Genomic DNA, 13,166 nt, shown 5'->3' on the forward strand with positions numbered 1-13,166 from the left:
CAGCAAAATATCTGCCAAATTATTTAGAAAAAAAAGAAACGCCGGGGCGTTTCCTTAAGTGATTTAACTGTAACAACACTATTTGACGTAGAACCAATTAAATTAACCCTTTACTGCATCTTTCAATGCTTTACCTGGTTTGAATGCTGGAACTTTACTTGCAGCGATTTGAATTTCTTCACCAGTTTGAGGATTACGTCCTTTACGGGCTGCACGTTCACGGACTTCGAAGTTACCGAAGCCAACTACTTGAACTTTTTCACCTTTTTTAAGAGACTCTTGGATTACTTCGAAAAGAGCATCAACAGTTGTTGTAACATCTTTTTTAGTTAAACCAGTTTTTTCACTAACTTGTTCTACTAATTCTGCTTTATTTGCCATAGGTATTTCACCTCCTCAAATATGGTATTTTATAACCATATAAACTCTATTTGAGTGGTCCAAATAGACTTTTAGATGAATCTATCAATACAAGATTCGTTACTACTTTAGCACAAAAACACCGTTCTGACAATCATTTTCGTCATCTGTCATCCCTTTTTAAAAATAGTAAGATTATTATTAAAATTGTATGAGTATAACTATGACAATTCGTTTTAAAAGTAACAGTTATGTTCTTTCTCTTGTAATAACTTTAAGAGGAGTCCCGACAAAATCAAATGCTTGGCGTAGCTGATTCTCTAAAAAGCGCTCATAGGAGAAGTGCATTAATTCAATATCATTTACAAATACAACAAAGGTTGGCGGGTTAATCGCAACTTGCGACATGTAAAAGATTTTTAGCCGTCTTCCCTTATCAGTTGGTCCAGGATTAGTAGCAACTGCGTCTTGAACAACTTCGTTCAACACACTAGACTTCACTCGTTTCTTACGATTGTTAGCAATTTGAGTAATCAAAGGCAAAATCATTTTGACGCGTTGACCACTTACAGCGGAAACATAGACAATCGGAGCATATTTTAAATATTGAAAGTTCGTTCTGATGTCTTCTTCAAAGTTTTTCATCGTGTGATTGTCTTTTTCCAAAGTGTCCCATTTGTTGACAACGATGACGACTCCTTTGCCTTCTTCATGTGCAAGACCTGCTACTTTCTTATCCTGCTCTTGAATACCTTCTTCGGCATTCAGCACGATAAGGACAACATCAGATTTTTCAATGGCTCTTTTAGCCCGCAAAACACTATACTTCTCAGTTGTTTCTCTGATTTTTCCCCGTTTTCGAATCCCAGCAGTATCAATGATTTTAAACTTATCACCATCAGGAGTCTCAAAATCAGTATCGATAGCGTCTCTAGTTGTGCCTGCTATGTCAGAAACTATCACACGATTTTGTCCTAACAATTCATTAACTAAACTAGACTTCCCAACATTTGGTCTTCCAATAAGAGAGAAGGCAATCCTATCATCATTATCAGTTTCATCATCTTCTTTTGGAAGAGCAGCAAAAACGGCATCAAGTAAATCCCCGAGCCCTATCCCATGACTTCCAGAAATTGGAAAAGGTTCACCTAATCCCAATTGATAAAAATCATAGATATCCATTCGTCGCTCAGGATTATCTACTTTATTGACTGCAAGAATAATGGGCTTCTTTGTTTTCTTCAATAGACTAGCAATCATCTGATCATCGTTTGTTACACCAGATTGAGAATCAGTCAACATGATGATGACATTAGCTTCCTCGATAGCCACCTCTGCTTGAAATCTAATTTGAGCCATAAAGGGGGCATCTGAAAGCTCTATTCCACCTGTATCGATTACATTGAATTTCTTATCTAGCCAGGATCCTTCAGCATAGATTCTGTCTCTCGTAATACCTGGAATATCTTCAACAATAGCAATTCTTTCTCCAGATAAACGATTAAAAATCGTTGATTTTCCGACATTCGGTCGCCCAACGATTGCAATTGTAGGTGTCGACATATAAGTTCCTCACTTCTATTCTAATTAAAGAGAAAAGCTTGGAACTATAGTCCCAAGCTTTCGAATAATCAGTATGATTAATCTTCTGATTTAAAATCAGATAATTGACTACCTAATAAATCACCTAACGTAAATCCAGATTCGTCATCAGAAGCTTGTTCAACTTTCTTTTGAGTGTCACGCTTTACCTTTGGTGCTTTCGATGCAGCCGGTTCTTCTGGTTTATCTTCTAAAGCTTTGATGCTTAGAGATAAGCGTTGATCATCAGGGTTGATATCTAGAACTTTCACTTTGATATCTTGGCCTTCAGACAGTTTTTCATGAGGAGTAGCAATATGTTCATGAGATATTTGTGAAATATGAACTAAACCTTCAACTCCAGGTAACACCTCTACGAAAGCTCCGAATGAAGTCAAGCGTTTGACTTTACCATCAAGTACGTCATCAACGTGAATTTTGTCTTCTATATCATCCCAAGGTCCAGGAAGAGTATCCTTAATAGATAGTGATACACGACCTTTCTCTTGATCAACAGACAATACCTTTACTTTAACAGTTTGGCCAATTTCTAGTTCGTCAGCTGGACTATTAACATGATGATGTGCTATTTGTGAGATATGAACAAGGCCGTCAACATCTCCTAAGTCGATAAAGGCACCAAAATTGGTTAAACGAGCTACTTTGCCTTCAATGACGTCTCCTTCGTGAATGGATGCTAAAAATTCATCACGTTTTTTAGCTTGCTCTTTAGCAGCTAACTCTTTGCGTGATAGAATCAAGCGATTTTCACTTGGTTCGATCTCAACAATTTGAAACTCTAACTCTTTACCTTTGTAAGTTGAGAAGTCATCAACGTAGTAGTTAGCTACCATAGATGCAGGAACGAATCCACGTACACCTAAATCAACAACCAAACCACCTTTAACAACTTCTTTTACTGGTCCAGTAACAGTTTCGTTTTTGTCAAATTTCTCTTGGATTTTATCCCAAATTTTCTTTGCTTCCAAACGTTTACGGGAGAATAAGAAGCTTCCGTTCTCTTTATCTTTGTTTGGTTTGATAACGACTAATTCAAGCTCGTCGCCTTCGTTTATAATATCAGTGATATGTTCAAATGGAGTTGCAGATAGCTCATTACGAGGAACGACACCTTCTACACCACTTCCCAAAACACCTACAATGACCTGTTTGTCATCTTGTATAGAAAGCACTTCACCTGTTACAACGTCGCCAGTATTGACCTCTTGGACTTGTTCAAGTGCGGCTTCCATTGTTTGGGCATCATTTGAAGTGTCTTCAGTATTTTGTTCTAAATCTTTTGTTTCTTTGTCTGTCATTTAAAAATTCCTCCTAATAAGCAATTGCCTTGTTGAGTGACTCTATTCGAAATCAAAATGATTTTGGATAGTACCACACATGTAAATAGTTTAACATAATTCTAATGAATAGTCTAACTTTTACAAATTTTCGTCTTAAACTAGCTTTTTTGTTACTAATAGCTTTTTAATCTCAGCAACAACCTCTGGAACAGTCATATGAGAGGAATCTAATAGAATAGCATCATCAGCTTTTGTTAAAGGAGAATTTGCTCGATTCTGATCATATTCATCTCTCGTAGCAATTTGTTCTTTAATAGCCTCATAGTCACTCTTGAATCCGCGCTCTAAATTCTCTAAATGCCTTCTTTTTGCTCTTATTTCAACACTAGCGACCATAAATATTTTTAAATCTGCATTTGGCATAACAACAGTGCCGATATCTCGACCATCCATTACGATGCCCCCCTTGGTAATAAAAGCTTGTTGTTTTCTCACAAGCTCTTCCCGAACAGATTTGTAGGAACTCACTAGTGACACATTTTGACTAACAACTTCTGTTCTAATTTGTTGGGTGACATCCAAACCATTTAAAAATACCTTTTGACCATCATCACTAGTCATAAATTTGATATCTGCTGATTTAGCCAACTGCTGTAATTTAGTTTCATCCTTCAAATCAACCTTTTTACTTAACGCCAAATAAGTAATAGCGCGATACATAGCTCCTGTATCCAAATAAGTGATTCCAAGATCTTTCGCCAATAACTTGGCAACTGTACTCTTCCCAGATGATGCTGGGCCATCGATTGCAATGTTCATGGTTTCCTCCAAAAAAATATCGGAACGCTTAGTCCCGACATTCACTATTAGGTAATTTTTTATCTCTTTTTACTACTGTTTAACTTTCAGTTGCATACCAATTATCGCGTCATTTGATGATAATCCGTTAACTTGTTTGAGCTCGTCTAATGTCATGCCATGATTGACAGCGATACGATAAAGATTGTCGCCTGCCTGGACCGTATAAGAACCGAATCCAGCTGTATCTGTTGAATCGGTTGTTCCTTGATCAGTTTGATTAGATTGGTCATTAGACTGTTCATTAGGTTGATTACTAGATTGATCCTCTGTATTTGTGTCAGTAGAAGATTGATCCGCGGCATCTGTCGACCCTTGATCCGATTGTGAATCATTTGTGGCAGTCTCTTCTGATTCTTTTTGAGAATCATCAGTAGCCTTATCGGATTCATCCTCTGTCTTCGTCTCATCTGTAGTTGTATCTTCTTTATCAGACTCTGAATCGTCTGCATTTGCATCAGAATCATTATTCTGTTCGTCTTTTTCAGACTGATTGGCTTTAGAAATCAACACTGATTGATTTGATGCTGGTTTTGTCGCACTAGTGCGATCGATAACCATGGTATAAACAATCGGTGTGATAAAGATTAGTAGGAAAAACACCACCAAAATTTTTGTGATTGGTGCTGCGTCCTTTTTTTCATAATTTCTAGCTGAACGTGAAAACTGTCTGTTTTTCAGGTTCTCATCATCGCCAAAAGTCCGGGACCAAGGATTCTCTGTTTGTTTTTTATTTCGAGACAAGTGTATACCTCCCTTGCATGAATTTTCGTTATCATTTTATCATATTCAGTCTCCAAAACGTATGATAACCTAAAAGTTAAACAAATTTTAATGACTATTTTGTTATAAAAGAGCAATTTGACAACCATTAGTTGCCCTGAAATAGTAAATTAAACCTCTTTTTCCAATCATAATTTTCTAAAAATGGCTTTTGATCATTATTATCCTTCAACAGCGTTTCCAGTTTTTGAGTATTATTAACGTTTGTAGAAACTTGCCAACAGCCTGTTTTGAAATAGTCTACGAGTGTTCTATTCAGATCTGCCACTCCAGATAAAAGTGACATCATCTGTCTTAATTGCTCTAGTTTATAATCATACTGATTCTGAATGATTTTTTTTATTTCTTCATCTGCTAGACCTTCGTTCCTATAAAATTGGATGATTGTTAACAAATCTGGGACTTCCTCAATTTGATCAAGTCTAGAATGACTAGTTGATGTAATCGTTACAATATGTTCATATCGACTGATTAACCACTTGTAATAATCATTGTCGGTAAAAATCAATGCTTGGGCCTGTTTACCATCCCTTCCAGCCCTTCCTATCTCCTGGAGATAACTTTCTACGGAAGTTGGTGGGTAATAATGAATGATGGTTCGAATATCGTTTTTATCTATACCCATACCGAAAGCACTTGTTGCTACAATAACCCCTACTTGATTATTCTTAAACTGTGACTGAGTCTTATACCGGTCTTCTGCAGACATACCTCCATGGTATGGAAGTGCCCTATTATGATTTTCAGAAATGAGCGTCGCTATATACTCCGCATCCTTTCTAAAGGCCACATAAATGATGAGTGGCTTTCGAACAATTTTGACTAGAGCAAGGAGTAAGTCTATTTTCTGTGTTTTGTAAGAAGTTTTTTTTTGAAATCTATTTTCTATTATTCCATTAGATTTATCAGCTTTCTCCTGCTCTTTTAAACATGGCTCTTCTTTTTTGAGAACCTCTAATTGTTCTCCTATCATTTGAAAATTTTGTTCTTTCAAAAAGTACGGTTTGATATTTTGGGGCACCGTAAAGTAATCATCTACTTCTACTTGCTCATCCTTTTGATAAATCAGCCGAATCACATCATCTCTGACATATGGAGTTGCAGTAGCAGTAACTGCCAAGGTCTGAAGCAGGCCAAGCTCTCTTCGAAAGGTGCCTAACTTCAGATAATCTGGTCTAAATTCACGTCCCCAACCAGAGACACAATGTGCCTCGTCAATAACTAATAAAGGATTAGAAATTATTTTTAGTCGGTCAATGATCCGTTTATTTGTCAACAGCTCAGGCGTTAAAAAAATATAAGAATAATTACTCAGATTTTTCCAGATATATTTCTTCTCAATCGCTGATAAATCTGAGACAATAGCGACTGCTCTTCCGATATCTCTTTGATTAATTCGCTGTACTTGATCAAATATCAAAGACTTAAGAGGAGAAACCACTATTACTGGTCTTTTAAATGCATAACCAGCCAACTGGTAGATGAGGGACTTACCAGTACCTGTTCCCATGATTGCAAAAACGTTCATTCTTGCCTTCAATTGATTGATGATTTCTTCTTGATGTGGTCTAAATCCGTCATAAGAAAACTTTTCTTTTAAAAGTGTAATCAATGCCATGGGACACCACCTGTTAAACTTATTCTAGCAAATAATACATAACTATATGGAAGATTATCCCTTCCAATTCTCTTTTTTAAGTCACTAAAAAGCAATCGTTTCTTTGATTTTTGGCATTGTTCGATATACTGTCTGGTCTGTTTGATAAGCAAGGGATCATGATTGTTACGAAACGAAAAATCAGGGATCAATAAAGAATATAGGAAAAGATGTTCGACGATTGTACTAGCTTTCAATTGACGGAGCGTAGCTATTTTATCTAACGAATAACTCCTTTGATAAAGATCTACGCTCTTTTGATAAGTAACTGGAACTATTCCAAATACTTTGACAGCTTCAGCGAATAGGTTACTAATCAGTTGATTCTCTTGTTTTAATGATACCAATAGTTGCCAGTAGATATCTTCTAAATAAGAGGATGAGACTTTAAAATAAGTTGTCAGTTGCTCTGAAGTAGGATTGAATGTTTCTGGTCTGCCTACTAAACTAGCCATAAATATATCTGCTACTAAAGGTGGCAAGACTTCCAACTGACGATAGAGAGAAGTTAAATATTCTTGCAATCGATCAGCTGAAAGATACTTGATCCAGAAATCGCGAACGAAAGCTTGTAAAGCTTCATCCATAATATATGGCTCCGTTATTTTTACATCCGCTGAATAAGCAGAAATGTACTGATTGACCTGTACAAATGACTTCATAATAATCGATTTGAGATTATAGTATCGAGCTTGTTCATCACATCTAATCATTGGCCACTGACGACGATAAGAAGCCAAAAAACGTTTGCCTCTTTCAGTAATATCTATTAAATCACGATTATTCTTCTGACCATTCTGCTTGTTACAGGAAATCAATCCTTGCCTCTCCATGCGACTAATTTGCTGATTAAAGACATCTTGGGTCAGACTAGGGAATACAGCAAAAAAACTATACACATGAAGCTCCGCAAGCTTCACCCATTGATATGATGTGTTTTTACCCGTAACGATATGATACAATAACGATGAATTTAGCGGTGGACTTTCAGCTAGCGTCACTTGGTCTATTAATGACAAAAGTATGTATTCAGAATAATTCATCCCGTTCCCCTTCATCTAGAACTTATTGGAGTGATTAGAGTTGTATTGTAAAGTCAATCAAACTGAATGTATTGCATGTGGTATCTGTCAACTAGCTGCACCGAATCTGTTCGATTACACTAACGAAGGTATTGCCTACTTTGTACCAGATAATAATAGTGGTAGGCACCCCCTAAACCCTCAAGAACTGATCAAAATGAAAATTGCTTATCATAAATGTCCAACCGGAGCGATCAAACGATCGGTGACGCCTTTTCCAAACTCGTGAATGATAAATTGCCTTTTTTGCTTCTATAAGTTGTGTTTCAGTATAGCATAAATAGTGCTTCTATAATATTTGGTGTCGTAACTATTTGAATAACAACACCAAATATTATAGAAGCATTTAGATTTCTAGCTTTATAGTGTTGAGTTTAAGTTACTCAGTTTTGGCTATAGTTTTTTGGTTACAGGGTTTTGGTTATTAGATTTAGCATATTAGGTTTAAGATACTAGGTTTTAGACATTAGGTTTAAGATACTAGGTTTAAGATATTAGGTTTAAGAAACTAGTTTTACGTTGTTATCAGTTTAAATGACGCAAAAAGAGTGAAGGGCTGTGGTGGCAACCCCTAAAAGTTAGAGTTTTTATTATGCAGCTGATTGACTGGATTGAGTTCGGTATTCGACCGGACTCAGTCCAGTCAATTTTGTTTTTGATCGTTCGTGGTTATACCAGTAGATGTATTCTTCAATTCGTCGTTTTAACTCTTCATAGTTTACTAGTTTTTCCCCACAATACATTTCTTGCTTTAAAATGCCAAAGAAGTTTTCCATCAAAGCATTGTCTGCGCAGGTTGCTTTACGTGACATGCTTTGGAACATTTTATTTGCCTTTAATGTTTTCACCCATCGTTTGTGCTGATAATGCCATCCTTGATCCGAATGGATGGCAGTGCGGTAGGTTGCGTGATTTGTTATGATTTCTATTGTTTCCTCTAAGGGTTCCATGACGAGATTTAAAGTTGGGAATTTCTTGATTCCAAACGCAAGAATCTCTCCGTTATAAAGGTCAAGAATTGGATTTAAATACAGCTTCTCTTCACCCAAACATTTGAATTCGGTAATGTCGGTTACTAGTTTTTGAAGAGGGTTGGGTGTATTAAATCGCCGGGCTAATAGATTCTTCGCTATCTTTCCAACCTTCCCTTTATATGAATTGTATTTACGGGATTTGCGCATGAACTTTACACACTTTAATCCTAGCTCACGCATCAATCAATACACCTTTTTATGATTAATACAATATCCTAATTTTTTTAACTCATTGGTTATCCGTTTATAGCCATAACGTTCATGAAATGCCTGAAATAGGTGGGTAATGCGTTTTTTTAATTCGGTATCTGGATCCTCTTTTCCAAAGTTTTTGACATGATAGTGATAAGTTGCTTCAGGGATTCTCACAACCAAGAAAATATCCTTTAATCTGAATCCTTCTTCTTTGAGTTCGACTGCCAATTTTGTTTGTGCTTTTCGAGGAAGGCATTCGGATTTTCCCAAAAAGCTCTTAACTTTTTTAGATAAGCATTTTTTAATCTCAGTAGTTCATTCTCACGTTCCAATTCTGCTTCACGTGTTAACTTTATATCTTCTTTTTTCGTTTGTTGATTGGGTTTCTTAGACATAGAAGGTCGCCCCTTTGATTTTGGTTTCAGGCCTTCTATTCCTTGTCTATTAAACTCTTTCATCCAACGGTGAATTAATGAAGGATTATTTAATCTAAATTGATCAGCAGTTTCCTGATAAGAAGCATCCGTATCTAACTTAAATTGTATCGTATCTAATTTAAATTGAACAGAATAGACTTCCTTCACTTTTCTTCGTTTTAATCCGTTCACCCCTTGTGCTTTATAAGCCCTCTCCCAGTCTTGTAATGGTGTTTGAGAGGGTATATTGTATTTCTTAGCCAATAATTTATATCCCAGATTCCCATGCAAATACTCGATGACAAGCTTTATTTTAAATTCCTCACTATATTTAGCCATAAAAACACCCCCGAAAGTTAGATTTATTACTCTAACTTTCGGGGATCGGTACCTGTTTGCTTCACTCTTTTTGGATTATTATACCTCTTGAATTGCTTGTACTACTTATATTATTACGCCACAGTTGGCATCGGAATTGTGAGAAAAAAGAATCTACTTTGTAGGATTCGCATTCCCAGATTTTACAATTCTTTTCCGTTGTAGAACTGGAAGTAACCGCATCACTACGACTCCGCTCACTGCTGATACCAATACTCCCTTAACAAGATTGAATGGAGCTATCCCCATCAACACTAATTCATTGATTGGACCCATTTCGAAGTTCAATAGTTTTAAATACAGCGGCATAATAACGAACCAATTGGCTACTGACATAACAATTACTAAAGTTGTTGTGGCTATGATGCTAGCCCAAATATAGCGATGAAGTGTCAATTTATTTTTAATAACATAATAAAGTGGAAATATAAATGAGATAGTTGCCAGCAATGAGGCTAAATCCCCTATTGGGTAACCCATATCACCACCAGTTTGTATGTAGTGAAGAATTGTACGAATGACCGCTGCTCCCAAACCTACCCATGGTCCATAAAGCAACATCCCAACTAGTATTGGAATATCACTAAAATCAATTTTCAAAAAAGAAAATCCTGGAATGACAGGAAAGGTAATCATCATCAATAAAAACCCTGTGGCTCCCAAAATGCTCATACCGACTAATTTACGCGTGTTACTGTTATTCATTTTTCTCCTCCTGCGATTCTTCAACAGAATGGGTACAAAAAAACTCCATTTCACTTTCCAGGAAAGCAAAAATAGAGTTCACAAAAAACCCCATCTTCTTTATCCAGACTTTAACTGTCGGCATTGGAATCAAACCAATTCAGCTTACTCACGTAAGTTCGTGGGCTATACCACCGGTGGGGAATCACACCCCGCCCCTGAAGACGAATCATTTATTTTATTATGGTCATATTATAGCACAAAGTGATTGAAAATAAAATCGTTTTCACTTTTTTGAGGATAATTGCTTTAACTGTTGTACTTCATATGCTGATAATTGTCGGTAATCCCCAGGATGAGTTAATCCCTTTAACGTTAAAAAAGCCAATTTTTCTCTTTTTAATGCGTTTACCGGACAACCGATAGCCTCAAACATTTTCTTAACTTGATGATTCCATCCCTCATGTATTGTCAAAGATACAACTGCTTTTTGTTTCACTTTGTTAATTGAAATGACTTCTACAGTTGCGGGTCTTGTTTTTTTACCATCGATTACAACACCACGCTCTAACTGCTTTAATCCCTCTTCACTTGGTAATGCACTTAAAGTTGCAATGTAAGTTTTATCAATTTCGTGTTTAGGATGTGTTAATTCTTGCGTAAGATCACCATCATTGGTCAAAAGTAACACCCCTGTTGTATCAAAGTCTAACCTTCCTACAGGGTAGATTCTTCTGGTTTCAAATTGAAAAAAATCGGTCACAACTGGACGGTCACGATCATCTCTCACGGCCGATAATACATTTTTGGGTTTATAGAATAAGTAATAAACAGGAGATTCCTTGGTAATAGGGACACCATCTACCTTGACCTCATCCCCCTTTTTGACTTGAAAACCTAATTCAGTTATAAGTTCATTATTAACGGTAACTCGGCCAGCAACGATCATTTCTTCAGATTTTCTGCGAGAGGCAACACCAGCTCTTGCCATTATTTTTTGTAGTCTTTCCACGATTGAACATCATCCTATTCTTCGAGATTAAGTAGAGTCGTTTCTTCATTTTTAAGGGTAACAGATAGGCGAGGTAAATCATCTAGAGAAGATAAACCAAAGTAATCCAAAAAATAATCCGTTGTTTGATACAATTTTGGTCTCCCCGGTTGCTCTAAGCGTCCGGCTTCTTCAATCAATCCTCTTAATTCTAACTTTTGTACCATCGTTTGCGACTGTACTCCTCTGACCTGATCAATCACAACTTTAGTAACAGGCTGTTGATAGGCAATAATCATCAGAGTTTCCAATGCTGCTTGTGTTAATTTTGTCATTTTAGGGGCTTGAGCTAGCTTAGTCAAAATACCGACAAATTGTAGTTTAGTCATCAAACGATAGTGGCCTGCATAGCTATCAATAAATAGAGCTGTCTGTGTTGACTGGTATCTCTCTTTTAATGCCACTAAACATGTTTCAATCTGGCGATTATCGACTTCTAATACTTGAGACAATTCTGCTACGGTCAAGCCTTCCTCTCCAATGACAAAAAGAATCGCCTCAATCTTTAAGATCATTTCTTCTTGGTGATCCTCTACCATTGTCATTTATGTTGCTCTCCCTGTGCCTTTTGATTTTTAATCAATCGAATATCCGAAAACTGCTTCTCCTGTATGAAAAATAACTGGCCAGATTTGACCAGTTGTAACATTGCTAGGAAATAAGTGACAATCTGTGTTCGACTTGAACTCTGAATAATATCTATAAGATAGATTGGCCTATACTTACTTTCAATAGCTCGTTCAATTTTTTTGATACAGCCTTCTATTGAAACTGTTTCTCTTTCGATTGTTCTCTTGAGTGGCTGAGCCTCTTTCAATCGCTCTTCCATTTTTGCTATTGCATCTGTGAGATCGGTAAATGACAATTCACCAGGTTTTAATGGAATAACGTGTTGAAGCGGTGAAAGGTCTGCTTGCTCTCTTCCAGAAATTTGAGCTCTTTTTTCAGAGTACTCCCGCATCTTAGGAACCACTTCTTTGAAATTCTGGTAAAGTTCTAATGCATCAATCAACTGTTTCTTAGGATCAATGTCTTCATTTTCTGGATCCTCCAGCTGTACGACTGGTAATAATTCCCGAGCTTTGATTTCTAGCAACGTTGCAGCCATTACTAAATAATCACTTGCCACTTCTAGATCCATTAGTTGCATTGCCTTGAGATAATCGAGGTACTGAGCTACTATTGGGGTCATTTTCATCGTATGAATATCAATTTTGGCCGTCTTAATCAAATGAAGTAATAAATCAAGAGGACCAACAAACTGATCGATCTTGATATTCATCACATCGCTAGTTGACTCTTCTTGTTGGGACAGCTCTATAGATTCATCTGCAGATGCTTCTGAAAGCTGATCACCGTTTTTATTGCGATTTAAATAATCATCAGTCATCACTATCTTTCCCTTCCCAATGACTTAGCAATTGGCTAAGTTCAAGAGTAGCAGAAAGAGTATCTTGATGATATTTTTTTTGAATCTCGTCTAGCATCAAATGAGCAATACCTTCCGAACGAAAAGATGGTGATACTGCTAACTGGCGAATCACTGGCGTATATTCTGTCAGTTCTACTCCGATAATAGCTACAAAATTGTCAGTTTCTTCATCTTTCCATAAAAACAGCTTTCTGTTGTCCTTATCTTGATAGGAATTCCAGAGTTGCGTCAATCGATCGATATCTTTGTAATCAGGAATATAGGATAACAATCCCATCGCTATTTTTTTATGACTCTCAGTGCATTCTGCTAGCAAACGTGACACCTCTTTTTACTGTTGATTCTATCCTTTAT

Annotated in this window: 16 protein-coding genes and 1 riboswitch; of the genes, 1 reads left to right on the forward strand and 15 read right to left on the reverse strand. The window is 36.7% G+C overall.

Translation table 11 applies throughout. The features are described 5' to 3' along the window. Positions 1-102 precede the first annotated feature (102 nt). The 7 genes from H541_RS0101445 to H541_RS0101475 form a co-directional block, all read right to left on the reverse strand. The gene (locus H541_RS0101445) at positions 103-381 is read right to left on the reverse strand and encodes an HU family DNA-binding protein (protein ID WP_022795580.1); all 279 of its coding nucleotides are present in this window, start codon (positions 379-381) and stop codon (positions 103-105) included. 228 nt (positions 382-609) lie between these two features. Then, complete coding sequence (gene der / locus H541_RS0101450; protein WP_022795581.1) at positions 610-1,923, reverse strand: ribosome biogenesis GTPase Der; 1,314 nt, start codon at positions 1,921-1,923, stop codon at positions 610-612. 77 nt (positions 1,924-2,000) lie between these two features. After that, entirely contained in the window at positions 2,001-3,260 is a 1,260-nt protein-coding gene (gene rpsA, locus H541_RS0101455) for a 30S ribosomal protein S1 (RefSeq protein WP_022795582.1), read from the reverse strand. Between the two features lie 135 nt (positions 3,261-3,395). After that, positions 3,396-4,061: a (d)CMP kinase gene (cmk, locus tag H541_RS0101460; protein WP_205617793.1), complete on the reverse strand. Its 666-nt coding sequence runs from the start codon at positions 4,059-4,061 to the stop codon at positions 3,396-3,398. Positions 4,062-4,133: 72 nt separating this feature from the next. Continuing rightward, positions 4,134-4,844, reverse strand: coding sequence for a LysM peptidoglycan-binding domain-containing protein (locus H541_RS13740; protein ID WP_022795584.1), 711 nt, complete (start codon positions 4,842-4,844; stop codon positions 4,134-4,136). A gap of 127 nt (positions 4,845-4,971) precedes the next feature. Next, positions 4,972-6,501, reverse strand: a complete 1,530-nt coding sequence (locus H541_RS12670; protein WP_022795585.1) for a DEAD/DEAH box helicase — start codon at positions 6,499-6,501, stop codon at positions 4,972-4,974. Next, on the reverse strand, positions 6,492-7,583 hold the full coding sequence (locus H541_RS0101475) for a helix-turn-helix domain-containing protein (RefSeq protein WP_022795586.1): 1,092 nt from the start codon (positions 7,581-7,583) through the stop codon (positions 6,492-6,494). The genes H541_RS12670 and H541_RS0101475 overlap by 10 nt, the downstream gene beginning before the upstream one ends. Before the next feature lie 40 nt (positions 7,584-7,623). Here H541_RS0101475 and H541_RS0101480 point away from each other — a divergent pair, with 40 nt between their 5' ends. Beyond that, positions 7,624-7,851, forward strand: a complete 228-nt coding sequence (locus H541_RS0101480; protein WP_022795587.1) for a ferredoxin — start codon at positions 7,624-7,626, stop codon at positions 7,849-7,851. A 361-nt stretch (positions 7,852-8,212) separates the two neighbouring features. On the opposite strand, the gene H541_RS12465 is transcribed toward H541_RS0101480, so the two are convergent. From H541_RS12465 to H541_RS0101520, 8 genes are all read right to left on the reverse strand, one after another. Beyond that, the gene (locus tag H541_RS12465) at positions 8,213-8,836 is read right to left on the reverse strand and encodes an IS3 family transposase (RefSeq protein WP_084684486.1); all 624 of its coding nucleotides are present in this window, start codon (positions 8,834-8,836) and stop codon (positions 8,213-8,215) included. Positions 8,837-8,839: 3 nt separating this feature from the next. Further along, the gene (locus H541_RS13355; RefSeq protein WP_240470883.1) at positions 8,840-9,079 is read right to left on the reverse strand and encodes an IS3 family transposase; all 240 of its coding nucleotides are present in this window, start codon (positions 9,077-9,079) and stop codon (positions 8,840-8,842) included. Next, positions 9,043-9,606: a helix-turn-helix domain-containing protein gene (locus H541_RS0101490; protein WP_022795588.1), complete on the reverse strand. Its 564-nt coding sequence runs from the start codon at positions 9,604-9,606 to the stop codon at positions 9,043-9,045. Before H541_RS0101490 ends, H541_RS13355 begins: the two co-directional genes overlap by 37 nt. Before the next feature lie 153 nt (positions 9,607-9,759). Continuing rightward, positions 9,760-10,350 (reverse strand): ECF transporter S component, encoded by a 591-nt coding sequence (locus tag H541_RS0101495; RefSeq protein WP_022795589.1) that lies wholly within the window; start codon positions 10,348-10,350, stop codon positions 9,760-9,762. An 88-nt stretch (positions 10,351-10,438) separates the two neighbouring features. Beyond that, positions 10,439-10,559, reverse strand: a riboswitch (FMN riboswitch). A 56-nt stretch (positions 10,560-10,615) separates the two neighbouring features. After that, complete coding sequence (locus tag H541_RS0101505; protein WP_022795590.1) at positions 10,616-11,341, reverse strand: pseudouridine synthase; 726 nt, start codon at positions 11,339-11,341, stop codon at positions 10,616-10,618. A 14-nt stretch (positions 11,342-11,355) separates the two neighbouring features. Beyond that, entirely contained in the window at positions 11,356-11,925 is a 570-nt protein-coding gene (scpB, locus tag H541_RS0101510; protein ID WP_026501525.1) for an SMC-Scp complex subunit ScpB, read from the reverse strand. Next, positions 11,922-12,770 carry a segregation/condensation protein A gene (locus tag H541_RS0101515; protein WP_022795591.1) on the reverse strand — a complete coding sequence of 283 codons (849 nt, stop codon included), beginning with the start codon at positions 12,768-12,770 and terminating at the stop codon, positions 11,922-11,924. The genes scpB and H541_RS0101515 overlap by 4 nt, the downstream gene beginning before the upstream one ends. Further along, entirely contained in the window at positions 12,763-13,128 is a 366-nt protein-coding gene (locus tag H541_RS0101520; RefSeq protein WP_022795592.1) for a GNAT family N-acetyltransferase, read from the reverse strand. Before H541_RS0101520 ends, H541_RS0101515 begins: the two co-directional genes overlap by 8 nt. Between the last annotated feature and the right edge of the window lie 38 nt (positions 13,129-13,166).

This window comes from Bavariicoccus seileri WCC 4188 (assembly GCF_000421665.1).
GTDB lineage: Bacteria > Bacillota > Bacilli > Lactobacillales > Aerococcaceae > Bavariicoccus > Bavariicoccus seileri.

Coding starts and splice junctions, on each gene's coding strand:
- H541_RS0101445 (WP_022795580.1), bottom strand. CDS start 381: ATGGCAAATAAAGCAGAATTAGTAGAACAAGTTAGTGAAAAAACTGGT.
- der (WP_022795581.1), bottom strand. CDS start 1,923: ATGTCGACACCTACAATTGCAATCGTTGGGCGACCGAATGTCGGAAAA.
- rpsA (WP_022795582.1), bottom strand. CDS start 3,260: ATGACAGACAAAGAAACAAAAGATTTAGAACAAAATACTGAAGACACT.
- cmk (WP_205617793.1), bottom strand. CDS start 4,061: ATGAACATTGCAATCGATGGCCCAGCATCATCTGGGAAGAGTACAGTT.
- H541_RS12670 (WP_022795585.1), bottom strand. CDS start 6,501: ATGGCATTGATTACACTTTTAAAAGAAAAGTTTTCTTATGACGGATTT.
- H541_RS0101475 (WP_022795586.1), bottom strand. CDS start 7,583: ATGAATTATTCTGAATACATACTTTTGTCATTAATAGACCAAGTGACG.
- H541_RS12465 (WP_084684486.1), bottom strand. CDS start 8,836: ATGCGTGAGCTAGGATTAAAGTGTGTAAAGTTCATGCGCAAATCCCGT.
- H541_RS0101490 (WP_022795588.1), bottom strand. CDS start 9,606: ATGGCTAAATATAGTGAGGAATTTAAAATAAAGCTTGTCATCGAGTAT.
- H541_RS0101495 (WP_022795589.1), bottom strand. CDS start 10,350: ATGAATAACAGTAACACGCGTAAATTAGTCGGTATGAGCATTTTGGGA.
- scpB (WP_026501525.1), bottom strand. CDS start 11,925: ATGACAATGGTAGAGGATCACCAAGAAGAAATGATCTTAAAGATTGAG.
- H541_RS0101515 (WP_022795591.1), bottom strand. CDS start 12,770: ATGACTGATGATTATTTAAATCGCAATAAAAACGGTGATCAGCTTTCA.